Source organism: Stutzerimonas sp. Brlt_14, assembly GCF_051948915.1.
GTDB lineage: Bacteria > Pseudomonadota > Gammaproteobacteria > Pseudomonadales > Pseudomonadaceae > Stutzerimonas > Stutzerimonas stutzeri.
The window spans coordinates 72,163-94,602 of sequence record NZ_JAYJLM010000006.1; the positions used below are offsets into that span (position 1 = coordinate 72,163).

Annotated in this window: 18 protein-coding genes; 5 read left to right on the plus strand and 13 right to left on the minus strand. The window is 62.6% G+C overall.

The window, feature by feature from the left end:
* Positions 1-34 precede the first annotated feature (34 nt).
* The 4 genes from pilP to VF716_RS15525 are packed head-to-tail and all read right to left on the minus strand — an operon-like array spanning position 35 to position 2,815.
* A complete protein-coding gene (gene pilP / locus VF716_RS15510) occupies positions 35-562 on the minus strand; it encodes a type 4a pilus biogenesis lipoprotein PilP (protein ID WP_011911789.1) in 528 nt (175 codons plus the stop codon).
* On the minus strand, positions 559-1,182 hold the full coding sequence (gene pilO, locus VF716_RS15515) for a type 4a pilus biogenesis protein PilO (protein WP_011911788.1): 624 nt from the start codon (positions 1,180-1,182) through the stop codon (positions 559-561). The genes pilP and pilO overlap by 4 nt, the downstream gene beginning before the upstream one ends.
* Entirely contained in the window at positions 1,179-1,751 is a 573-nt protein-coding gene (pilN, locus tag VF716_RS15520) for a type 4a pilus biogenesis protein PilN (RefSeq protein ID WP_011911787.1), read from the minus strand. The genes pilO and pilN overlap by 4 nt, the downstream gene beginning before the upstream one ends.
* Positions 1,751-2,815 carry a pilus assembly protein PilM gene (locus tag VF716_RS15525; protein WP_045159370.1) on the minus strand — a complete coding sequence of 355 codons (1,065 nt, stop codon included), beginning with the start codon at positions 2,813-2,815 and terminating at the stop codon, positions 1,751-1,753. The genes pilN and VF716_RS15525 overlap by 1 nt, the downstream gene beginning before the upstream one ends.
* 179 nt (positions 2,816-2,994) lie before the next feature.
* Here VF716_RS15525 and VF716_RS15530 point away from each other — a divergent pair, with 179 nt between their 5' ends.
* Positions 2,995-5,418 carry a penicillin-binding protein 1A gene (locus tag VF716_RS15530; RefSeq protein WP_041755269.1) on the plus strand — a complete coding sequence of 808 codons (2,424 nt, stop codon included), beginning with the start codon at positions 2,995-2,997 and terminating at the stop codon, positions 5,416-5,418.
* A gap of 66 nt (positions 5,419-5,484) precedes the next feature.
* Here the strand turns inward: VF716_RS15530 and VF716_RS15535 are convergent, their stop codons facing one another.
* The 3 genes from VF716_RS15535 to rpmE form a co-directional block, all read right to left on the minus strand.
* Positions 5,485-6,753, minus strand: a complete 1,269-nt coding sequence (locus tag VF716_RS15535) for a malic enzyme-like NAD(P)-binding protein (RefSeq protein ID WP_011911783.1) — start codon at positions 6,751-6,753, stop codon at positions 5,485-5,487.
* Positions 6,754-6,894: 141 nt separating this feature from the next.
* Entirely contained in the window at positions 6,895-7,689 is a 795-nt protein-coding gene (locus tag VF716_RS15540) for a thermonuclease family protein (RefSeq protein ID WP_041755268.1), read from the minus strand.
* 20 nt (positions 7,690-7,709) lie between these two features.
* On the minus strand, positions 7,710-7,922 hold the full coding sequence (rpmE, locus tag VF716_RS15545; RefSeq protein ID WP_003301052.1) for a 50S ribosomal protein L31: 213 nt from the start codon (positions 7,920-7,922) through the stop codon (positions 7,710-7,712).
* A 194-nt stretch (positions 7,923-8,116) separates the two neighbouring features.
* On the opposite strand from rpmE, the gene VF716_RS15550 reads away from it, so the two are divergent.
* The 3 genes from VF716_RS15550 to VF716_RS15560 all read left to right on the plus strand — a co-directional run bounded on the left by VF716_RS15550 (position 8,117) and on the right by VF716_RS15560 (position 12,859).
* Complete coding sequence (locus VF716_RS15550) at positions 8,117-10,339, plus strand: primosomal protein N' (RefSeq protein ID WP_041755266.1); 2,223 nt, start codon at positions 8,117-8,119, stop codon at positions 10,337-10,339.
* A 114-nt stretch (positions 10,340-10,453) separates the two neighbouring features.
* Positions 10,454-12,193 (plus strand): arginine--tRNA ligase, encoded by a 1,740-nt coding sequence (argS, locus tag VF716_RS15555; RefSeq protein WP_011911780.1) that lies wholly within the window; start codon positions 10,454-10,456, stop codon positions 12,191-12,193.
* Positions 12,194-12,859: an SPOR domain-containing protein gene (locus VF716_RS15560; RefSeq protein ID WP_011911779.1), complete on the plus strand. Its 666-nt coding sequence runs from the start codon at positions 12,194-12,196 to the stop codon at positions 12,857-12,859.
* A gap of 55 nt (positions 12,860-12,914) precedes the next feature.
* Here VF716_RS15560 and VF716_RS15565 read toward each other — a convergent pair whose 3' ends face one another.
* From VF716_RS15565 to trxA, 4 genes are all read right to left on the minus strand, one after another.
* Positions 12,915-13,886: a CDP-6-deoxy-delta-3,4-glucoseen reductase gene (locus tag VF716_RS15565; protein ID WP_013981645.1), complete on the minus strand. Its 972-nt coding sequence runs from the start codon at positions 13,884-13,886 to the stop codon at positions 12,915-12,917.
* 73 nt (positions 13,887-13,959) lie between these two features.
* Positions 13,960-15,426, minus strand: coding sequence for a 4-hydroxy-3-polyprenylbenzoate decarboxylase (ubiD, locus tag VF716_RS15570; RefSeq protein ID WP_440552793.1), 1,467 nt, complete (start codon positions 15,424-15,426; stop codon positions 13,960-13,962).
* Positions 15,427-15,548: 122 nt separating this feature from the next.
* On the minus strand, positions 15,549-16,808 hold the full coding sequence (rho, locus tag VF716_RS15575; RefSeq protein WP_011911776.1) for a transcription termination factor Rho: 1,260 nt from the start codon (positions 16,806-16,808) through the stop codon (positions 15,549-15,551).
* A 233-nt stretch (positions 16,809-17,041) separates the two neighbouring features.
* Entirely contained in the window at positions 17,042-17,368 is a 327-nt protein-coding gene (trxA, locus tag VF716_RS15580; RefSeq protein ID WP_013981643.1) for a thioredoxin TrxA, read from the minus strand.
* A gap of 183 nt (positions 17,369-17,551) precedes the next feature.
* Between trxA and ppx the strand changes: the two genes are divergently transcribed.
* Complete coding sequence (ppx, locus tag VF716_RS15585) at positions 17,552-19,054, plus strand: exopolyphosphatase (protein WP_019405690.1); 1,503 nt, start codon at positions 17,552-17,554, stop codon at positions 19,052-19,054.
* 55 nt (positions 19,055-19,109) lie between these two features.
* Here ppx and ppk1 read toward each other — a convergent pair whose 3' ends face one another.
* Together ppk1 and hemB are read right to left on the minus strand one after the other, a co-directional pair.
* Positions 19,110-21,326 carry a polyphosphate kinase 1 gene (ppk1, locus tag VF716_RS15590; RefSeq protein ID WP_125866319.1) on the minus strand — a complete coding sequence of 739 codons (2,217 nt, stop codon included), beginning with the start codon at positions 21,324-21,326 and terminating at the stop codon, positions 19,110-19,112.
* Positions 21,327-21,346: 20 nt separating this feature from the next.
* Positions 21,347-22,360: a porphobilinogen synthase gene (gene hemB, locus VF716_RS15595; protein ID WP_011911773.1), complete on the minus strand. Its 1,014-nt coding sequence runs from the start codon at positions 22,358-22,360 to the stop codon at positions 21,347-21,349.
* Positions 22,361-22,440: the final 80 nt, after the last annotated feature.

Below are 22,440 nucleotides of genomic sequence, written 5' to 3' on the forward strand. Positions count from 1 at the left end.
GACCGGTAAAGGTTTTCCATTCTTTTGCCCCGCGCTAGGTGCGCTCTTTCAAGGTCAGACTGCGCGGGCGCTCAAGCCACCCACCCTCTCCATCAGGGACGATTTCAACCACATCCACTGCGGCCTCGCTGATCTCGACGATGCGCCCGTGGTTACGCCCCAGGTAATCGCCAATCTTGACCCGGTGAACACCATCGCCCCCCTTGATTAGCGCATACCGGCCACCTCCATTGGCCAGCGTGCCAACCATGGTGAAATTCTCGATATTGAATCCCTCGAGAAACTGCTTGACCCGCGACTCGTCGGGCTGAATGTCTTTCGACCCCCGCTGCCGCTGCGCCAAGTCAAGTTTTACAGGAGGCTGGAACGGATGACGCAAGGCTGCCGCGCTATAGGTAAACGCCTCGTAGGGGATGAAGGCAGGCAATGGCTCAATTGTACCCTTCGGCCTAGTACGCACCTCATCCATATACATCTGCAAATCGTTGAAGTCTGAGCTGCCACCGCAGCCCGAAATCACCGCCAGGCTCAAGCCTAGCGCAGTGAGCCGCGCCCGTTTCATTTCTGCAGCCCCTTGTCGTTATATCGATAGGTCTTAGCCACGATGCTCATCCGCAGCTTATTCGCAGCGTCGCCCTTCTCCGGTTTTATTTCAAAGTCATGCAGCGTAACAATACGAGGCAGACTCGACACCCCACTAACAAAAGTGGCCAAATCGTGATACCCACCTACTACTTTTATATTGATCGGCAGTTCGATATAGAACTGCTGAGCCACTTCGGGCTGCAACTTGATCTCCTCGAACTCCAACCCGCTACCTAAACCAGTACGAGTGATGTCTTCCAGCAGCCCCGGGACCTCGGTATCGCTTGGCAGCTGTCGAAGCAGCGCACCGAATGATGTTTCCATTTCGGCCATCTGCTCTTTGTAAGCTTCTAGGTTAGCGGCCTGAAACGCCTTGGTTGAAAACTGTTGTTTTAGAGTTACCTCTTGGGCACGGTGCTGCTCGAGTTGCAACTGCAGATCCTGCAAGTGAAAGTAATACCCCAGGCCGAGCACTGCCGCGAGCACTATCACACCAGTAATAAATTTAACCGGCGCTGGCCACGATCCCAGGTTATTCAAATCCAGATCGGCAAGATCAACCTTGCGAAGACTTTCCAACGACTCAGCCAGACTCATGGCTTAGCTCCTTCCGTAGATGCGCCCGGCTGGGTCTGCTGCACTGTCAACTGGAAGACATTTTCCTGATCGACGGCCCCCGCAGTAACCGCCTTCACCTCGTTCAGATTCGGCGCTTCAAGCCAATCGGAGCCGTCGAGATTACGCATGAGGTTTGAAACCCGATTGTTCGACTCGGCAGCACCAACGATCGCGATGTTCTTTCCGGTCATTTTGAGCGACGTAAAATAAACACCGTCCGGCAGCGTTCTAACGAGCTGATCGAATACCCGGCCAATGATGGGGCGATTCCCCTGAAGATCTTGGATAATCTTCATTCGCTCCAGAAGTTGTTGGCGACGCTCCCTCAACTCTTTGATTTCCGCGATCCGAGCATCCAGAACTGCAATTTCTTTTTTGATGAACTCGTTCCTCGCATTCTGCTGTTCGATCGCACCCTGAAAATAGCGATCGCCTAGGAATACCAAGCCGGCAGCGACGACAAGCACGCCCATGAGGGAAGCCAGAAAGCGCTGCTTACGCTCTTCCCGCAGCTGTTCGCGCCACGGAAGTAGGTTGATCTGAGCCATCAGTCAAAGCTCCTCAGCGCCAAACCGCATGCAATCATTAATGCAGGCGCATCACTAGCCAGCGCCCCGGCGTTCACCTTGCCGCTCAAAGCCATATCGGCGAAGGGATTAGCCACTAGAGTTTGCGTTCCGATCTTTTGCTGAATCATGTGATCGAGACCTGGAATGGAGGCCGTCCCGCCCGCGAGCAGAATGCAGTCGACGTCGTGGAACTGCCCTGCAGCGAAGAAGAACTGCAACGAGCGGGATACCTGCTGCACCACCGCCTCCTTGAACGGAAGCAGGACTTCACTGTCGTAGTCATCTGGGAGACCGCCTTGCTTCTTGGCAAGGCCGGCTTCTTCCTGAGACAGACCGTAGCGGCGCTGGATCTCTTCGGTCAGTTGGCGACCACCGAACAGCTGCTCGCGCGTGTAGATGGTACGCCCGTTATGCAGCACGCTCAGGGTTGTCATGGTCGCGCCGATGTCGACGACGGCAACGGTCAGCTCGCCGTGCCCTGTACCCAACTGTGAAGCGAGCAATCCGTAGGAGCGCTCAAGCGCATAGGCCTCGACATCCACCACTTTGGCGGTAAGTCCAGCCAAGGCCAGCGCGGCTTCACGGATCTCGACATTCTCTTTACGGCAAGCGGCGAGGAGAACCTCTACCCTGCCAGGCGCGCGAGGCGCAGGACCTTGCACCTCGAAGTCGATCGCGACTTCCTCCAGTGGGTAGGGGATGTACTGATCTGCCTCGATCTTGAGCTGGTTCTCGAGCTCTTCATCAGAAAGCCCGGCATCCATCTCAATCATCTTTGTGATGACGGCAGACCCGGAGACAGCGACAACAGCGGACTTGCAGCCGGTCTTGGCCTTGGCAACGACTCGCTGCAGGGCCTGACCGACACCCTCAAGTTCGGCGATGTTCTTTTCGACGACGGCATTCGGCGGTAGCGGCTCGACGGCATAAGCCTCGACGCGGTACCGATTACCCGATCGACTTAATTCGAGGAGCTTGACTGAGGTCGAACTGATATCGATCCCAAGCAGCGTGTTCGCTTTCTTAGTGAAGAGCCCTAGCACGACCGATTTCCTATCTTTATCCGCAACTTACGGATTAATTATGTTTATCCACATTAGATAACAGCCTTGACAGAAGCGCAAATGGCTACCCGGCAAAAAAAGCGCATATAATGTGAACGGTTTTCCCTTTCAGCATCGTCGCCGCTCCCCCTCCCAAATCCTGGATTCCAAGAACCCCGATGCGTTTTTTGAAATTTCTTATCTGGTCGTGCTTCGCAGTTTTTTGCGCCCTGTTGCTCAGCATCAGCGGTGCATTTCTCTACCTCAGCCCTAACCTGCCCTCGGTCGATTCCCTTCGCAGCATCCAGCTCCAGATCCCGCTGCGAGTCTACAGCGCCGATGACAAGCTGATCGCGGAGTTTGGCGAGATGCGGCGCTCGCCCATTCGCTTCGACGACATACCGCAAGCCTTCATCCACGCGCTGCTTGCCGCGGAGGATGACAATTTCGCCAATCATTATGGCGTCGACATAACCGGCCTGATGCGCGCTGCCACGCAATTATTGAAAAGCGGGCAGATTCAGACCGGTGGCAGCACCATCACCATGCAGGTTGCAAAGAATTACTTCCTGACCAGTGAGCGGAGCTTTTCACGCAAAATCAACGAAATTTTGCTGGCCCTGCAGATCGAGCGAGAGCTGAGCAAAAACGAGATCCTCGAGCTGTACGTCAACAAGATCTACCTCGGCAATCGCGCCTATGGAATCGAGGCCGCCGCTCAGGTCTATTACGGCAAGCCCATCTCCGAGCTGAGCGTTGCCCAGCTGGCGATGATCGCCGGCCTGCCGAAGGCTCCATCCGCATTCAACCCATTGGTCAATCCGGCGCGCAGCAAGGAGCGACGGGATTGGATCCTCGGTCGCATGTATCGCCTTGGCTCCCTGGATGAGTCAAGCTATCGGCAGGCCCTGGCCGAACCTGAGACCGCTCGGTACCACGGAGCAACGCCGGAGCTCGACGCCTCCTATATCGCCGAGATGGCACGCGCAGAAATGGTCGGCCGCTTCGGCAGCGCCGCCTACACGGATGGCTTCAGGGTCTACACCACGGTTTCCAGCGAGCGCCAGATCGCGGCCAATAATGCGCTGAACAGCGGACTGATCGAGTACGACCAGCGCCATGGCTATCGGGGGCCGGAAGCCAATCTGGCCAACGCGCCCCGCGATACCTGGCTTCAGGAACTTGCCAAGTACCGAAGTCTTTCCGGCCTGCAGCCTGCCGCGGTCACCCAGGTAGAGACCAGTGGAATTCTCGTCATCACCCGCAATGGTCAGGAACACACGGTGAGCTGGGATAGCATGAAGTGGGCTCGGCCGTACCTCGGCATCAATAGCATGGGGCCTCGCCCGCAGCGTCCGGCGGACGTGGTGAAGGTGGGAGACGTGGTGCGCATTCGCTGGCAGGACGAAGCCGCCGTGTTCAGCCAGGTTCCGCAGGCACAAGCGGCACTGGTTTCGCTCGACCCTGAGGATGGTTCGATCGAAGCGCTGGCGGGCGGCTTCTCCTTCGGCCAGAGCAATTACAACCGTGCCATCCAGGCCAAGCGCCAACCTGGTTCCAGCTTCAAGCCGTTCATTTATAGCGCCGCACTGGACGCCGGTTATACCGCGGCGAGCCTGGTCAACGACTCGCCCATCGTGTTCGTCGAGCAGGGCATGGACCGCATCTGGCGGCCGAAGAATGACAACAACACATTCCTGGGGCCGATCCGCATGCGCGAAGCGCTGTACAAGTCCAGGAACCTGGTGTCGATTCGGCTGCTGCAGACCATGGGGGTCGACTACACGATCAACTACATCACCCGCTTCGGCTTCAACGCGCAGGACCTGCCGCGAAATCTTTCCCTGGCGCTAGGCACGGCAACGCTCACGCCAATGGAGATCGCCACCGGCTGGACCACCTTCGCCAACGGCGGCTACAAGATCGAGCCCTACCTGATCCAGCGCATCGAGGATCGCGAGGGCAACCTGCTGTTCGAAGCCAATCCGGCACGCGTCCCGCCGCGAGAAACGCAGACTGCAGATGTCGAGGTCCATCCGGTGCAGAGCAACCCGGTCATTGCGGACGGTGAACAAATGCCAGCCGCGCCGCGCTTTGCCGAACAGGTACTCGACGAACGCACCGCCTACATCATGACCAGCATGCTCCAGGATGTGATCAAACGAGGCACCGGGCGTCGCGCGCTAGCCTTGGGCCGTGACGACATCGCCGGCAAGACGGGCACGACCAACGACTCCATCGACAGCTGGTTCTCCGGCTACAACGCCGATCTGGTCACTACCGTTTGGGCCGGCTTCGATCAACCGCAAAGCCTCGGACGCAACGAGTATGGCGGAACGGTCGCGCTGCCGATCTGGATGAACTACATGGGCGCCGTGCTCAAGGACATGCCTGAGCATCCTCCGGCTGAGCCCGACGGACTGCTCAAGCTGCGGATCGATCCTGTCAGCGGCCGGGCTGCCACGCCTAGCACACCCGATGCGTACTTCGAAGTGTTCAAGAGCGAAGACTCACCACCGCCGATGGGCGAGTTCGATCCTGGCTACCAGGCGCCGGGCAGCCCGCTGCCCGCTGACGAAGCCGCGCCACTCGATCTGTTCTGATCCAGAGGCGGACTTCGCAGCCAAAAAAAACCCCGCCTCGGCGGGGTTTTTCTTTTTCAGAGCGAATCAGCCGTTGAACACATCGCCGACCGACTGCAGCGGATAGTGCGATGGGTATGGCAGCGTGGCCACACCACTCTCGATCGCCGCCTTGGCCACGGCATCCGATACCAACGTGATCAGACGCGGATCCATGGGCTTCGGAATGATGTACTCGCGACCGAACTCCAGGCTGTCCACACCATAGGCAGCGGCAACTTCGGCCGGTACCGGCAGCTTGGCCAGATCACGAAGAGCCAGCGCGGCGGCGATCTTCATCTCTTCGTTGATGCGCTTGGCACGAACGTCCAGCGCACCGCGGAAGATGAACGGGAAGCCGAGGACGTTGTTGACCTGGTTCGGGTAATCGGAACGACCGGTCGCCATTATCACGTCCGAACGGGTCGCATGTGCCAGCTCAGGACTGATCTCCGGATCCGGGTTGGAGCAAGCGAAAACGACCGGATTGGCCGCCATGCGCTTGAGGCCTTCCGGGCTCAGCAGGTTGGCACCCGACAGGCCGACGAAGACATCAGCACCATCCAGCGCGTCATCCAGGGTGCGCTTGTCGGTTTCGTGGGCGAACACGGCCTTGTACTGGTTGAGGTCGTCGCGGCCGGCGTGGATCACGCCCTTGCGGTCGATCATGAAGATGTTTTCGATCTTCGCGCCCATGCTGACCAGCAGCTTCATGCATGAGGTAGCGGCAGCGCCGGCACCAAGGCAGACGATCTTCGCCTGTTCCAGCGTCTTGCCGGCGATCTCCAGTGCGTTGAGCATGCCTGCCGCCGTCACGATGGCGGTGCCGTGCTGGTCGTCGTGGAAGACGGGGATGTCGCACTGCTCGATCAGCGCGCGCTCGATCTCGAAACACTCCGGCGCCTTGATGTCTTCAAGGTTGATGCCACCGAAGGTGATCGAGATGCGCTTGACGGTATCGATGAAGGCCTGCGGGCTCTCGGCGTCGACTTCGATGTCGAACACGTCGACACCCGCGAAGCGCTTGAACAGAACGCCCTTGCCTTCCATTACCGGCTTGGAAGCCAGCGGACCGAGATTACCCAGACCGAGAATAGCGGTGCCATCGGAGATAACCGCCACCAGGTTGCCCTTGCCGGTGTAGCGGTAAGCCAGCTCCGCATCGCGAGCGATTTCGCGAACCGGCTCGGCGACGCCTGGGCTATAGGCCAGAGAAAGGTCACGAGCGGTGGCGGTCGGCTTGGTGAGCTCGACGCTCAACTTTCCCGGACGGGGCTGGGCATGGTATTCGAGCGCGGCAGTTTTCAGGTCAGTCATGTGGCATTTCCGCTTATTTTTACTGGGACAGACAGGCGGTCGAGCATACGCCAAGAACGAGCGCGCTCACAAGCCAACGTGCGGAGCAGGCTGTCAAGCCCAGGCCAATACGACTTTTCGGGTAGAGCACTGACTGCCCGGTCAGCGTGGCAACCCGAGCATTGCGGGATGGGTCACCCGCAACATCCAGCGAGCCTGCCCTGTCCCAGCCCGTCCGCGCCGATCTACCAGCCAACCTCTGGGTTCGAGCGTCTTGCCAGCAAGCCTGGGTAACTGCGCCAGGTCGAAGGCACTGAACGCCTGCGGCGGAATGTGAACCACCAGCGGGCCCTCCATCTCCAGCCAGTAGCCGCCGCGATTATGCTCGACCCGCTCGACCATCCCCTGCAACAAGGCGAACCCACCCTGCCTCACGGCGCGAGTCGAACGCGGCGTCAACTTGCGCCAGACACCCAGGCGAGATTGACGCGCCTGCTGCTCGGCCCGCCGGTGGCAAGCCACCAGCGCCGTATTGGGGGCGATCGCCACCATCAGGCCAAGGCCCTCGGCCAGCAAGGCCGATTCCAGATTACGGCCCTGCTCGTCATAGGCGTGGGCCAGGGTACGACCGTAGCGATCCTTTGACTCGCGCCCGGGGACCAGCCCCACTCGCCCATTGCTGGCCTCGACCAGCGCGCGCAACCGGCGCTGCGCCGCCACGGCGAACGGCTCGGCCTTGCGCCCATCACGCCCCAGTTCCGGCGTGTTGATACCGATCAGGCGCACGCTTCGCCCATCGACCAGACGCAGCGTATCGCCATCGACCACCTTTGCCACGCCCACCAGCGGCAGTGTCCCGGGCGAGGGACAGAACGCAAGGGCCTGCAGGTTGCAGAAGATGGAAACGAAAAAGGCGCCCACGAGGGACGCCTTTTTCATGTACTCGGAAAACCTCATCGGATTCCCGCCGTGTCGGCTTACTTGGCGCCGAACACACCGAAACGCTGCTTGAAGCGATCGATACGACCGCCGGTATCCAGCACCTTCTGCTTGCCGGTGTAGAACGGGTGGCACTCGGAGCAGACGTCGATGTTCAGGTTCTTGCCCAGGGTGGAGCGGGTCTTGATGACGTTGCCACAGCTGCAGGTGGCTTCGATTTCGACGTAGTTCGGATGGATATCGGCTTTCATGGTGAATCCTCTGGGATTGCGTGCCGCCACCCGACCCTATGTCGAGTACCGCACGAAGTAGGGCGCGAATCATACCAGAGCAAAAAGGTGATGCAAGCGCAGGCGACCGGCGTCCCGCCACCCGGATCGCGCTATGGGACGGCGGCGAGCGCCGCGATCGTTTACCATCGTCGCTCAATATCAAGGATCACCGCGTGCCTTCCTGCATCCTCCGTCTGGCGCTGCCTTCGCCGCTGCGCCGCCTGTTCGACTACCTGCCACCGCACGGCGCAACTGCCGGCTCATTGCAGCCGGGCATGCGCCTGCGCGTGCCGTTCGGCCGGCGCGAGGTCATCGGTGTGCTGGTAGAGCTGAGCGATCAGAGCGAAGTGCCGCTGGAAAAGCTCAGACCGGCCATCGAGCTGCTGGACAGCACGCCGCCGCTGCCGCCCTCCCTGTTCAAGCTCTGTCTGTGGACCGCCCAGTACTACCAGCACAGTCTGGGCGACACCCTGAGCTGGGCACTGCCGGTCCTGCTGCGCCAGGGTGAACCGGCCGAAGCCCGTCTGGAGCGCTACTGGCGCCTGGCGGAAGGCGCCAACCCGGACGATCCCCGACTGGCGCGCGCTCCGCGTCAGCGCGAAACCCTGAAGATCATCGCGCAGCATGCCCACGGCCTGCCCCATGCCCTGTTGGGCAAACTGCAGCTGAACAAGGACAGCCTCGATCTGCTGCTGGAAAAAGGCCTGGTGCGAGTCGAATCGCGTCGCTCCAGTCCGCCGCGACAGCACAGCGGCAGCTGGCTGCTGCAGGCCGAGCTGACGCTGAATGCGCAGCAGCGCGCGGCGTTCGAAGCGATCAGCGCCGGCCTTGGTGGTTTTCAGGCCTTCCTGCTGGCCGGCGTCACCGGCAGCGGCAAGACCGAGGTCTATCTGCAGCTGATCCATCGAGTGCTCGCGGCCGGCAAGCAGGCCCTGGTGCTGATTCCGGAAATCAACCTGGGCCCGCAGACACTGGCCCGCTTCGAGCAGCGTTTCAATGCCCGGATCGCGCTGCTGCACTCCAACATCAACGACCGCGAGCGGCTCGATGCCTGGCTCGCGGCCCGCGATGGCGAAGCGGACATCATCATCGGCACCCGCTCAGCCCTATTCACGCCGATGAAGAATCCCGGCCTGATCATCATCGACGAGGAACATGACGCTTCCTATAAACAGCAGGAAGGCCTGCGCTACCACGCTCGCGACCTGGCGCTGGTCCGTGCTCGCCAGGAAAACCTGCCGATCGTGCTCGGCTCGGCGACGCCCTCTCTGGAAAGCCTGCACAACGCCCACAGCGGACGCTATGCGCTACTCAAGCTAAGCCAGCGCGCCGGCAATGCCCAGCAGCCGCGTTTCCTGCGGCTGGATGTGAAAAGTCGCCCCCTGGACGCCGGCATATCCGGCCCGCTGCAACAGGCCATCGGCCAGACACTCGCAGCCGGACAGCAGGTACTGGTCTATCTCAACCGCCGCGGCTTCGCCCCAACCCTGCTCTGCCACGACTGCGGCTGGCTCAGCCAATGCCAACGCTGCGATGCGCGCATGACCCTGCACCAGCGGCACAACGAACTGCGCTGCCACCACTGCGGGCATGTCGAGCGCCCGCCGCGCAACTGCCCCGATTGCGGCAAGGTGGACCTGCGTCCGGTCGGCGCCGGGACCGAGCGCGCCGAAGAGCGGCTCGGCGTCCTGTTCCCCGATTACCCGGTGCTGCGCATCGACCGCGACAGCACGGCGCGCAAGGGCGCGATGGAAAAAATGTTCACCACCATCAACCGTGGCGACCCCTGCCTGCTGGTCGGCACCCAGATGCTCGCCAAGGGCCACCATTTTCCCCGGGTGACCCTGGTGGCAATTCTCGATGCCGACGGCGGGCTGTTTTCCGCCGACTTCCGCGCCAGCGAACGCATGGCTCAGCTGATCGTGCAGGTCGCCGGGCGCGCCGGACGCGCGGAGGAGCCGGGCAAGGTGATCATTCAAACGCACCTGGCCGATCACCCGCTGCTGGTGCAGCTGACCGACCAGGGCTATTTCGCGTTCGCCGAGCAGGCGCTGTCCGAACGGCGCGCGGCCGGCCTGCCGCCCTTCAGCCACCTGGCATTGCTGCGGGCCGAAGCGCAGAAGCCCGGCCAGGCCGAGGCCTTTCTCGACGAAGCCTGCACGCTGGCGGAGCAGACGTTTGGGCAGCTGCAGCTCAGCGGCATCGAGCTGCTCGGTCCGGTGCCGGCGCCGATGGAGCGTCGCGCCGGGCGCTACCGGGCGCAGTTGCTGCTGCAGGGCAACGCCCGTGCAGCCCTGCATCGTCTGATGGATGCCTGGGTGCCGCTGCTTGAGCAGCTGCCCGGCGGTCGCGCCGTGCGCTGGAGCCTGGATGTCGACCCGATCGATCTGTTCTGATTATGCCGTCGGAACCATGACTTTCCGGCAGCGCGAACCACACGGCTTGAAGCCGCCCCCATCACGCCCCGATAATGCCGGGTTTTCGCGCACTTCCTGCGGACCGAGCCGACCATGAAAGACAGCATTCGCCACCTGATCCAGCAAGCCCTTGTCCGCCTGACCAGCGAGGGCGTGCTGCCGGAGGGACTGACGCCTGCGATCCAGGTGGAAAACACCAAGGACAAGAGTCACGGCGACTTCGCCAGCAACATCGCCATGATGCTGGCCAAGCCGGCCGGCATGAAGCCGCGGGAGCTGGCCGAGAAGCTCATCGCCGCATTGCCCCAGGACGCGCAGATCAGCAAGGTCGAGATCGCCGGCCCCGGCTTTCTCAACTTCTTTCAGAACAGCGACGCCCTGGCCCAGCGCCTCGAAACCGCGCTGGCCGATGCGCAACTTGCCGTGCACAAGGCGAGCGCCAAGCAGCGTGTGGTGATCGACCTGTCCTCGCCGAACCTGGCCAAGGAGATGCATGTCGGGCATTTGCGCTCCACCATCATCGGCGATGCGGTGGGCCGGGTGCTGGAGTTCCTCGGCGACGAGGTGATCCGGCAGAACCACGTCGGCGACTGGGGGACCCAGTTCGGCATGCTGCTGGCCTACCTCGAGGAGAAGCCGGCCGCCGCGGAAAGCGAGCTGGCCGACCTCGAGCAGTTCTACCGCGCCGCCAAGCAACGCTTCGACGAGTCGCCCGAGTTCGCCGATCGCGCCCGTGAGCTGGTGGTCAAGCTGCAGGCGGGCGATGCCCAGTGCCTGAGCCTCTGGACGCGCTTCAACGATATCTCGCTGTCGCACTGCCAGAAGATCTATGACCGCCTCAACGTCAAGCTGACCCCGGCTGACGTCAAGGGCGAAAGTGCCTACAACGCCGACCTGGCGGACATCGTCGAGGCCCTGCGCGAGAAAGGCCTGCTGACCGAGGACAATGGCGCCCAGTGCGTCTTCCTCGATGAATTCAAGAACGCCGAAGGCAACCCGCTGCCGGTGATCGTGCAGAAGGCCGGTGGCGGCTATCTCTACGCCACCACCGACCTGGCCGCCATGCGCTATCGCAGCCAGCAACTGCACGCCGATCGCGTGTTGTATTTCGTCGATCAGCGCCAGGCCCTGCATTTCCAAATGGCCTTCGAAGTGGCCCGCCGCGCAGGCTTCGTCCATGAAGGCATGCAGCTGGAGCACATGGGCTTCGGCACCATGAATGGCGCCGACGGCCGCCCGTTCAAGACCCGCGATGGTGGCACGGTCAAGCTGATCGACCTGCTCGACGAAGCCGAGCAGCGCGCCTATACCCTGGTCAAGGGCAAGAACCCCGAACTCGACGAGGCCGAGCTGCGTCAGATCGCCCGTGCGGTGGGCATCAGCGCGGTCAAGTACGCCGACCTATCCAAGCATCGCACCAGCGATTACCGCTTCAACTTCGAACTGATGCTGAGCTTCGAAGGCAACACCGCACCTTACCTGCTCTATGCCTACACCCGCGTAGCCAGTGTGTTCCGCAAGCTGGGCAAGGGTATCGACGAGATCAGCGGACAGATCCAACTGGACGCCGAGCAGGAACTCGCCCTGGCCGCCAAACTCGCCCAGTTCGGCGAGGTGCTCAACAGCGTCGGCGAGAAAGGCGAACCGCATCTGCTATGCGCTTACCTCTACGACCTGGCCGGGCTGTTCTCCAGCTTCTATGAGCACTGTCCGATTCTCGGTGCCGAACAGGAGGCGCAAAAGCAGAGCCGCCTGCGCCTGGCTGCCTTGACCGGCCGTACCCTCAAGCAGGGCTTGGAACTCCTCGGCCTGGAACCACTGGAGCGCATGTAAGTGGCAGCAAGGAAGAAAGCCGCACCCAAGCGGGGCGCCAGCCGTTACCAGGCGCCGGCCAAGCAGCCCGTGCCTGGCTGGATTTGGCTGGTCTGCGGCCTGGTCATCGGCGGATTCATCATGTTCCTGATGAGCCTCGAACCGGGCGGTGAAGAGGTCAAACGCGCCAAGGAAGCACCCAAGACCGCCGTGAAGGAACAGCCCAAGCGCACGCCAGCCACTGAGCAGCCACCCAAGCCGAAGTATGATTTCTACACCCTGCTGCCCGAGTCCGAAGTGATCCTGCCGCCGGAGGCCAAGCAGCCCGAGCCGCCGAGCGCGCCGGTCACACCGGAAGAAGCGGCGAAGATCGACGAGGCTCGCGCCCAGGCCGCGCTCAATGGTCAGGTGCCACCGCCGCCACCGACCGTGGCCAAGGCGCCGGTGACGCAGTTCTTCCTGCAGGCCGGCTCGTTCCGCCAACAGGCGGAGGCCGACCGGGTACGCGCACAGATCATCCTGCTTGGCCAGGATGTGCGGGTGGAAAGCGTCAAGGTACGTGACGAGCCCTGGTACCGGGTGCTGGTCGGCCCGTTCGGCAGCCGCGAGCAGCTAAACGCTGCGCAGAAGACGCTGGCCGCCAGCGGCTACAAGAATCTACTACTGCAGCAACGGCAAGCGCGCTGACAATAAAACGCCGGGCATGTCCCGGCGTTTTTCTAAGTTAGCGGGAAGGCTCCGCTCAGCTTTCCCGGGGCGCATAAGCGAAGACATCGGCTCGCATCTGATGCGGGTCCATCCCCGCGGCCACCAGCGCATCCAGCGTGCCGTACACCATCGACGGCGAGCCACTGGCATAGATATGCAGCGGCTTGAGGTCACTGAAATCCTCGCGAATCGCCTCGTGCAGCATGCCGCAGCGCCCTTCCCAGCCGCAGACGTCGCTAACCACACGGTGCAGGTGCAGATTGCTCATGCCCTGCCACTCTTCCCAATGCGGCAATCGGTAGAAATCCTCCGGCCGCCGCACACCCCAGTACAGATGCACCGGATGCGGGAAACCGGCAGCCCGGCAGTACTCGATCAGGCTGTGCATCTGCGCCATGCCCGTACCGGCGGCGATCAGCACCAGTGGACCCTCCGGCAGCTCGGCCAGGTGCGTGTCGCCGAAGGGCATCTGGATTCGGGCGAAGCCCTGGCGACGCAGGAAGGCCAGCAGTTCGACGGCCGACTCCTCGCGAGCCAGCACGTGCAGTTCCAGCTCGCGGCCACTGCCCGGCGCCGACGCCAGGGAGAAGGCCGACCATTCGCCGTCCTCGCGCTGCAGCAACAGGTACTGTCCGGCGTGGTAGCGCGGCTGACGCCCGGCCGGCAGGCGCAAGCGCAGGCGCACCACGTCGCCACCCACATCCTCGTAGCCGCTGATCTGACAGCTCAGCTCGCGCACCGGCAGCTCGCCGGGTGCCAGCACGCCATCCCAGAGCAACACACAGTCTTCCAGCGGTTCGGCCAGGCAGGCCAGCAGCTCGCCATGATCCCGCACCTCGCCGGCCTGCCGCACGCTGCCCTCGACCAGCAGCGAGGCGCAGATATGACAATTGCCGTTGCGGCAGCTCTGCGGGCATTCGTAGCCCAGCCGCTTGGCTGCATCGAGGAGGCGTTCGCCGGGGCGTACATCGAGCACGGCGCCGGAGGGCTGCAAGGTCACTTTCATCTGCACGTCTTTTCTGTGAACGGGATAACCCGCCAAGGCTTCGGACGGGCTCGGGCCCGCCTCTTCGGTTATGTCAGTCGATACCCAGCTGCAACCAGAGTTCATCGACCCGCCGCTTTACTGCCGGATCCTGGACGATGGCCCGCCCCCACTCACGATTGGTCTCGCCCGGCCACTTGTGTGTCGCATCCAGGCCCATCTTCGAGCCCAGCCCGGAGATCGGTGAAGCGAAATCCAGGTAGTCGATCGGCGTGTTGTCGATCATCACCGTGTCGCGCTTGGGGTCCATGCGCGTGGTGATGGCCCAGATCACGTCGTTCCAGTCGCGGGCATTGATGTCGTCATCGGTGACAATGACGAACTTGGTGTACATGAACTGCCGGAGAAAGCTCCACACGCCGAGCATCACCCGCTTGGCGTGGCCGGGATACTGCTTCTTCATCGTCACCACCGCCATGCGGTAGGAGCAGCCTTCCGGCGGCAGATAGAAGTCGACGATCTCCGGGAACTGCTTTTGCAGGATCGGCACGAACACCTCGTTCAGCGCCACACCGAGAATCGCCGGCTCATCCGGCGGACGCCCGGTATAGGTGCTGTGGTAGATCGGATTCTTGCGGTGGGTGATGCGCTCGACGGTGAACACCGGGAAGCGGTCCACCTCGTTGTAGTAGCCAGTGTGATCGCCGTAGGGCCCCTCATCGGCCATCTCGCCGGGATGGATATGCCCTTCGAGGACGATCTCGGCATAGGCCGGCACCTGCAGTTCGGAGCCGATGGCCTTGACCAGCTCGGTGCGCGAGCCGCGCAGCAGGCCGGCGAAGGCGTACTCGGAGAGCGTATCGGGCACCGGCGTGACCGCGCCGAGAATGGTTGCCGGATCGGCACCCAGCGCCACCGCTACCGGGTAGGGTCGATCAGGGTACTTCTCGCACCACTCGCGGAAATCCAGCGCTCCGCCGCGGTGGCTCAGCCAGCGCATGATGACCTTGTTACGGCCGATCACCTGCTGACGGTAGATGCCGAGGTTCTGCCGTTCCTTGTTCGGCCCCTTGGTGATGGTCAGGCCCCAGGTGATCAGCGGCGCGGCGTCCCCCGGCCAGCAGTGCTGCACCGGAATCTTCGTCAGGTCGACGTCGTCGCCCTCGACGATCACTTCCTGACAGGGCGCATCCTTGAGCACCTTGGGCGCCATGCTGATGACCTTCTTGTAGATCGGCAGCTTGCTCCAGGCGTCCTTCAGCCCCTTCGGCGGCTCCGGCTCCTTGAGAAAGGCCAGCAGTTTGCCGATCTCGCGCAGCTCGGAGACATCCTCGGCGCCCATGCCCAGTGCCACCCGTCCCGGCGTGCCGAACAGATTGCCCAGCACCGGCATATCGAAGCCGGTCGGATTTTCGAAGAGCAGTGCCGGGCCTTGCCTGCGCAAGGTGCGGTCACAGATTTCGGTCATTTCCAGGACGGGAGACACAGCAGCCGTGACGCGCTTGAGCTCACCACGTTTTTCCAGGCCGCTGATAAAGTCGCGCAGATCGCGATACTGCATGCTTGAGCCTCGCATGGGCCGGCAGGTCGGGGCGCAGAGTTTAGCGCCAGCGCCGGGTTTTCCAAAACCTGCAGACAGACAAAGGCCGGGTTTCCCCGGCCTTGTTGGCAACAACGAATCGCTTACTTGCGCTTCATGGACATGAAGAATTCGTCGTTGGTCTTGGTGTCCTTGAGCTTGTCGAGCAGGAACTCGATGGCGGCGATCTCGTCCATCGGATGCAGCAGCTTGCGCAGGATCCAGATGCGCTGCAGCTCGTCCTCGGCGGTCAGCAACTCCTCGCGGCGGGTGCCGGAGCGGTTGATGTTGATGGCCGGGAACACACGCTTTTCAGCGATGCGGCGGTCCAGTTGCAGCTCCAGGTTACCGGTGCCCTTGAATTCCTCGTAGATCACCTCGTCCATCTTCGAGCCGGTTTCCACCAGCGCGGTGGCGAGGATGGTCAGCGAGCCGCCCTCCTCGATGTTGCGCGCGGCGCCGAAGAAACGCTTGGGCTTCTCCAGCGCGTGGGCGTCGACACCACCGGTGAGTACCTTGCCGGAGCTCGGGATCACGGTGTTGTAGGCACGCGCCAGGCGAGTGATGGAGTCGAGCAGGATGACCACATCCTTCTTGTGCTCGACCAGGCGCTTGGCCTTCTCGATCACCATCTCAGCGACCTGCACGTGGCGGGTCGGCGGCTCGTCAAAGGTGGAGGCCACCACTTCGCCGCGCACAGTGCGCTGCATCTCGGTCACTTCTTCCGGGCGCTCGTCGATCAGCAGGACGATCAGGTGGCACTCGGGGTTGTTGCGGGTGATGTTGCTGGCGATGTTCTGCAGCATGATCGTCTTGCCCGCCTTCGGCGGCGCGACGATCAGGCCGCGCTGACCCTTGCCAATCGGTGCGCAGAGGTCGATCACGCGACCGGTGAGGTCTTCGGTGGAGCCGTTGCCGGCCTCCATCTTCAGGCGCTCGTTGGGGAACAGCGGGGTCAGGTTCTCGAAGAGAATCTTGTTCTTCGCGTTTTCCGGCCGATCGTAGTTGATCGAGTCGACCTTGAGCAGGGCGAAGTAGCGCTCGCCTTCCTTCGGCGGGCGGATCTTGCCGACGATGGTGTCGCCGGTACGCAGGTTGAAGCGACGGATCTGGCTGGGCGACACATAGATGTCGTCCGGGCCGGCCAGATAGGAAGAATCCGCGGAGCGCAGGAAGCCGAAACCGTCCTGGAGAATCTCCAGCACGCCGTCACCGGAGATTTCCTCGCCGCTTTTCGCGTGCTTTTTCAGCAGGGAGAAAATCACGTCCTGCTTGCGCGAACGGGCCATGTTGTCGATGCCCATCTGTTCGGCCATTTCCAGCAGTTCGGTGATGGGCTTTTGCTTGAGTTCAGTCAGATTCATAGAAAGAGATCAGGAAGGATGTAGAAAGCGATTAGCTTGAGAAGCCGCGCAGCAGGAGACGAACGAGGTTCGTTGTGCTTTATGAGGCTGAAGTGCGTCGGCGACGGCATGCAGAGGGCGACGGAAGAAAGCGTCGCGTGGCCGAATTTAGCACCGTGCAGGCGAAGCGTCCACCCTGCAGATGAAAAAAGCCCCCGCATCTGCGAAGGCTTTGGAGGCGATCTTCGTCGTACTCAGATGTTGCTGTCGAGGAAGGCGGCCAGCTGCGATTTGGACAGCGCACCGACCTTGGTCGCTTCGACGTTGCCGTTCTTGAACAGCATCAGGGTCGGGATACCGCGCACGCCGTACTTCGGCGGGGTTTCCTGGTTCTCGTCGATGTTCAGCTTGCAGACCTTCAGACGGCCCTCATAGTCCTTGGCGATCTCGTCGAGTACCGGCGCGATCATCTTGCAGGGGCCACACCACTCGGCCCAGTAGTCAACCAGCACGGGACCGTCGGCCTGGAGGACGTCCTGCTCGAAGCTGCTGTCGCTGACATTGTTGATGTAGTCGCTCATGGATTTTCTCCAGGGTCGGAACGGAAAGGTCGCCATCATAGCCCTACTGCGTGCGGACCGAAAGCTGCAGACCGGTCGGCGGCCGACGAGCGCCCGTCCGGAGCAGGCCGCTGCGGCGATGACTGCGTTGGCGGATGGGGTCGATCGTGTCAGGATGTCGGGGTTTTGCATCGAGACCGCCCAATGCGCCAGAACACCGCTGAATCCTTTCCCATGATCGCCGCCCTGGATCTGGGCTCGAACAGTTTTCACATGGTGCTCGCGCGCACCAGCAACGGTGAAATGCGCATCCTCGAACGACTCGGCGAAAAGGTGCAGCTGGCTGCCGGCATCGACGAGAACCGCCTGCTCGACGAGGCCGCCATGCAGCGTGGCCTGGACTGCCTGCGGCGCTTCGCGCAGATGGTCAACCACCTGCCCCAGGGCGCGGTACGCATCGTCGGTACCAATGCCCTGCGCGAGGCGCGCAACCGCGCCACCTTCATTCGCCGCGCCGAAGAGATCATCAACCATCAGGTGGAAGTCATTTCCGGCCGCGAAGAGGCGCGCCTGATCTACCTCGGCGTGTCACATACCGTTCCGGCCAGTCAGGGCCGGCGCCTGGTCGCCGACATCGGCGGCGGCAGCACCGAGTTCATCATCGGCGAAGGCTTCGAGTCGCAGCTGCGTGAAAGCCTGCAGATGGGCTGCGTGAGCTATACCCAGCGCTTCTTCCGCGACGGCAAGATCACCCCGGCGCGCTACGCCCAGGCCTACACGGCGGCACGCGTCGAATTGATGGGTATCGAACACGGCCTGCGCCGGCTTGGCTGGCAGGAATCCATCGGCGCGTCCGGCACCATTCGCGCCGTCGGTCTGGCGATCAAGAGCGGTGGTTTCGGCAACGGTGAGGTCAACGCCGAAGGTATCGGCTGGCTCAAGCGCAAGCTGTTCAAGCTCGGTGACGTGGAGAAGATCGATATCGACGGCGTCAAGCCGGACCGCCGCGGAGTATTCCCGGCGGGCCTGGCGATTCTGGAGGCGATCTTCGATGCCCTCGAGATCAGCAGCATGACCCACTCCGAAGGCGCGCTGCGTGAAGGCGTGCTCTACGACCTGCTGGGCCGCCATCACGACGAGGACATTCGCGATCGCTCGCTGAGCTTCCTGATGGAGCGTTATCACGTCGACATGGAGCAGGCCGCACGGGTCGAAGCCAAGGCGCTGGAGGCCTTCGACCAGGTGGCCGAAGCCTGGAACCTGGATCAGGACTGGCACCGCGAGCTGCTCGCCTGGGCCGCGCGCGTGCATGAAGTGGGTCTGGACATCGCCCACTATCACTACCACAAGCACGGCGCCTATCTGATCGAGCACTCCGACCTGCCCGGCTTCTCGCGGCAGGACCAGCTCATGCTGGCGCTGCTGGTGCGCGGCCACCGGCGCAATATTCCGCAGGACAAGTTCGGTGAAACCGGGGCCGACGCCGACGCCCTGGTTCGTCTGTGCATCCTGTTGCGCTTCGCGATCCTGTTCCACCACATCCGCGGCGCCAATGCCGTCTCCGACGTGCAACTGAAGGCCGACGAGCGCAGCCTGGAACTGATCTTCCCGACCGACTGGCTGAACGCCAACCCGCTGACCCGCGCCGACTTCGAGGCCGAAGCCGCCTGGCTCGCGCGGGTGGGCTACGACCTGCGCATGAAATGAAACAAGGGCCCGCTGGGGCCCTTGTTCATTCAGTCAACCGGCAGCCAGTCCGAACTCAACGCGTCCCGACCTGCGGTCCGGTGAGACGCTCGAGCAAGGTGCTCTGCACGTTGCGCGCGTTCTGGTTGCCGGTCGGGCTGTTGCGCACGTAGCTGCCGTCAGGCTGCAGGATCCAGCTCTGGGTGTTGTCGCTGAGGAAGCCCTCCAGCTCTTTCTTCACCCGCGTCACCAGCTTCTTGCTCTCGACCGGGAAGCAGGTTTCCACCCGCCGATCGAGATTGCGCTCCATCCAGTCCGCACTGGAGAGATAGAGTTTCTCGTCGCCATCGTTCTGGAAGTAGAACACCCGGCTGTGCTCGAGGAAGCGACCGATGATCGAGCGCACATGAATGTTGTGCGAGACCCCGGCGATGCCAGGCCGCAGGCAGCACATGCCGCGCACGATGAGGTCCACACGCACGCCGGTCTGGCTGGCCTTGTATAGCGCCTTGATCATCTTCGGATCGGTCAGTGCGTTGATCTTCAGGATGATGTGCGCCGGCCGGCCCTCGGCCGCATGCTGGGTCTCCTGGGTGATCAGGTCGAGCAGCGTCTTCTTCAGCGTGAAGGGCGCGTGCAGCAGCTTCTTCATGCGCATGGTCTTGCCCATGCCGATCAGCTGGCTGAACAGCTTGGAGACGTCCTCGCAGAGCGCGTCGTCCGAGGTCAGCAGGCTGTAGTCGGTGTACAGCCGCGCGTTGGCCGCGTGGTAGTTGCCGGTGCCCAGGTGCGCGTAGCGGCAAAGCTCGCCGTTCTCGCGACGCAGGATCAGCATCATCTTGGCGTGGGTCTTGTAGCCGACCACGCCGTAGATCACCACCGCGCCGGCCTGCTGCAGGCGGCTGGCCAGCTGCAGGTTGGATTCCTCGTCGAAGCGGGCGCGCAGTTCGATCACCGCAGTGACCTCCTTGCCGCTGCGTGCTGCATCCACCAGCGCGTCGACGATCTCGGAGTTGGCGCCGGAGCGGTACAGCGTCTGCTTGATCGCCAGCACGCAGGGGTCCTTGGCGGCCTCGCGCAGCAGGTCGACCACCGGCGTGAACGACTCGAAGGGGTGCAGCAGCAGGATGTCCTGTTTGTTGATCACGCTGAAGATCTTGTCGCTGTTCTGCAGGAGCTTCGGAATCGACGGGGTGAACGGGCTGTATTGCAGCTCCGGGTGGCTATCCAGGCCGGTGATGCTGAACAGCCGGGTCAGGTTGACCGGGCCGTTGACCCGATACATCTCGCTCTCGCCGAGGCTGAATTGCTTGAGCAGGAAGTCCGCCAGGTGTTGCGGACAGGTGTCGGCCACCTCGAGACGCACGGCGTCGCCGTAACGACGGGAGATCAGCTCGCCACGCAGCGCACGGGCCAGGTCCTCGACGTCCTCGGTGTCCACCGAAAGGTCGGCGTTACGAGTGAGGCGGAACTGGTAGCAGCCCTTGACCCGCATGCCATGGAACAGATCGTCGGCGTGCGCGTGGATCATCGAGGAGAGGAAGACGAAGTTGTCGCCCGCACCGCCGACCGACTCCGGCACGCGGATCACCCGCGGCAACAGACGTGGCGCCGGAATGATCGCCAGACCGGAGTCGCGACCGAAGGCATCGACGCCCTCCAGCTCGACGATGAAGTTCAGGCTCTTGTTCACCAGCAGCGGAAACGGATGGGTCGGGTCAAGCCCGATGGGCGTGACGATCGGTGCGATCTCGTCGCGGAAATAGCGACGCACCCAGGTCTTGAGCTTGGCCGTCCAGTGCCGGCGGCGGATGAAGCGGATCTGATGTTCGGCAAGCGCCGGCAACAGCACGTCGTTGAGGATCGCGTACTGGCGGTCGACCTGTTCATGCACCAGCTCGGAAATGCGTGCCAGCGCCTGATGCGGCTGCAGACCATCGGCGCCGGCCTGCTCGCGGGCGAAGGTGACGCGCTTCTTCAACCCGGCCACGCGAATCTCGAAGAACTCGTCGAGGTTGCTGGAGAAGATCAACAGGAACTTCAGCCGTTCCAGCAGCGGATAGGACTCGTCCAGCGCCTGCTCCAGCACGCGGATATTGAACTGCAGCTGGGAAAGCTCGCGGTGGATGTACAGCGCGCTGTCATCCAGATTGGTCACCGGTGCGACCGGCGCCTCCTCGACGACTTCCGGCGGCGCGGAAGGCACCGCTACCGCTTCCGGCTCGACCACCTCCAGCGCCTCGCTGACGACGGCGTCCTGCAGATCCTTTTCGCTGAGTCCCTGGTTGATCATCGCTTTGCCTCGAAAAGAGCTCACTGGCCCCGTTTTAATTGTTGTGCCGCCTGCTTGGCGAAGTAAGTGAGGATGCCATCGGCCCCGGCGCGCTTGAAGCCGACCAAAGACTCAAGAATGACGGCCTCGCTCAGCCAGCCGTTCTGGATGGCAGCCATGTGCATGGCGTACTCGCCGCTGACCTGATAGACGAAGGTCGGCGCCTTGAAAGCCTCCTTTACCCGCCAGACGATGTCCAAGTACGGCAGGCCGGGCTTGACCATGACCATGTCGGCGCCTTCGGCCAGGTCCGCGCCCACCTCGTGAAGTGCCTCGTCGCCGTTGGCCGGGTCCATCTGGTAGGTGTTCTTGTTGCTCTTGCCGAGATTCGCCGCTGAACCCACCGCATCGCGGAACGGGCCGTAGTAGGCACTGGCGTACTTGGCCGAATAGGCCATGATGCGCACGTTGTGGTGCTCGGCCACTTCCAGCGCCTCGCGGATCGCCTGAATGCGGCCATCCATCATGTCCGACGGCGCGACCACCTGAGCACCGGCCTCGGCATGGGAGAGCGCCTGCTTGACCAGCGCATCGACGGTGACGTCGTTCTGTACGTAGCCGTTGTCGTCGAGGATGCCGTCCTGACCGTGAGTGGTGAACGGATCGAGGGCGACGTCGGTGATGATGCCCAGCTCCGGGAAGCGCGCACGCAGCGCACGGGTGGCACGTTGGGCAATACCGTCCGGATTCCAGGCTTCGGCGGCATCCAGGGATTTCTTCTCCAGCGGTGTCACCGGGAACAGCGCCAGTGCCGGGATGCCCAGCGCCACCAGTTCCTCGGCCTCCTCGAGCAGCAGGTCGATGGACAGCCGCTCGACGCCGGGCATCGACGGCACGGCTTCGCGACGGTTCTCGCCATCGAGCACGAACACCGGGAGGATCAGGTCATCGACCGTCAGCACGTTCTCACGCACTAGGCGGCGGGAAAACTCATCGCGACGGTTGCGACGCAGGCGAGTGGCAGGGAACAACCGGCTGGCAGGAACGAAACTCACAACGGACTCCTGGCCCGCAAAACGGGCGAATATGACGTTTTATAGGCCCGGCGCATGACGAAATGATGACAACGCCATGC

Bases quoted from the DNA above. Each gene is read 5' to 3' on its own strand.
- rpmE (WP_003301052.1), bottom strand. From the start codon at position 7,922: ATGAAAGCCGATATCCATCCGAACTACGTCGAAATCGAAGCCACCTGC.
- rho (WP_011911776.1), bottom strand. From the start codon at position 16,808: ATGAATCTGACTGAACTCAAGCAAAAGCCCATCACCGAACTGCTGGAA.
- ubiD (WP_440552793.1), bottom strand. From the start codon at position 15,426: ATGCAGTATCGCGATCTGCGCGACTTTATCAGCGGCCTGGAAAAACGT.
- VF716_RS15535 (WP_011911783.1), bottom strand. From the start codon at position 6,753: ATGACTGACCTGAAAACTGCCGCGCTCGAATACCATGCCCAGCCCCGT.
- VF716_RS15565 (WP_013981645.1), bottom strand. From the start codon at position 13,886: ATGAAAGTGACCTTGCAGCCCTCCGGCGCCGTGCTCGATGTACGCCCC.
- ppk1 (WP_125866319.1), bottom strand. From the start codon at position 21,326: ATGATCAACCAGGGACTCAGCGAAAAGGATCTGCAGGACGCCGTCGTC.
- trxA (WP_013981643.1), bottom strand. From the start codon at position 17,368: ATGAGCGACTACATCAACAATGTCAGCGACAGCAGCTTCGAGCAGGAC.
- VF716_RS15530 (WP_041755269.1), top strand. From the start codon at position 2,995: ATGCGTTTTTTGAAATTTCTTATCTGGTCGTGCTTCGCAGTTTTTTGC.
- pilO (WP_011911788.1), bottom strand. From the start codon at position 1,182: ATGAGTCTGGCTGAGTCGTTGGAAAGTCTTCGCAAGGTTGATCTTGCC.
- VF716_RS15540 (WP_041755268.1), bottom strand. From the start codon at position 7,689: ATGAGGTTTTCCGAGTACATGAAAAAGGCGTCCCTCGTGGGCGCCTTT.
- pilP (WP_011911789.1), bottom strand. From the start codon at position 562: ATGAAACGGGCGCGGCTCACTGCGCTAGGCTTGAGCCTGGCGGTGATT.
- pilN (WP_011911787.1), bottom strand. From the start codon at position 1,751: ATGGCTCAGATCAACCTACTTCCGTGGCGCGAACAGCTGCGGGAAGAG.
- ppx (WP_019405690.1), top strand. From the start codon at position 17,552: ATGCGCCAGAACACCGCTGAATCCTTTCCCATGATCGCCGCCCTGGAT.
- argS (WP_011911780.1), top strand. From the start codon at position 10,454: ATGAAAGACAGCATTCGCCACCTGATCCAGCAAGCCCTTGTCCGCCTG.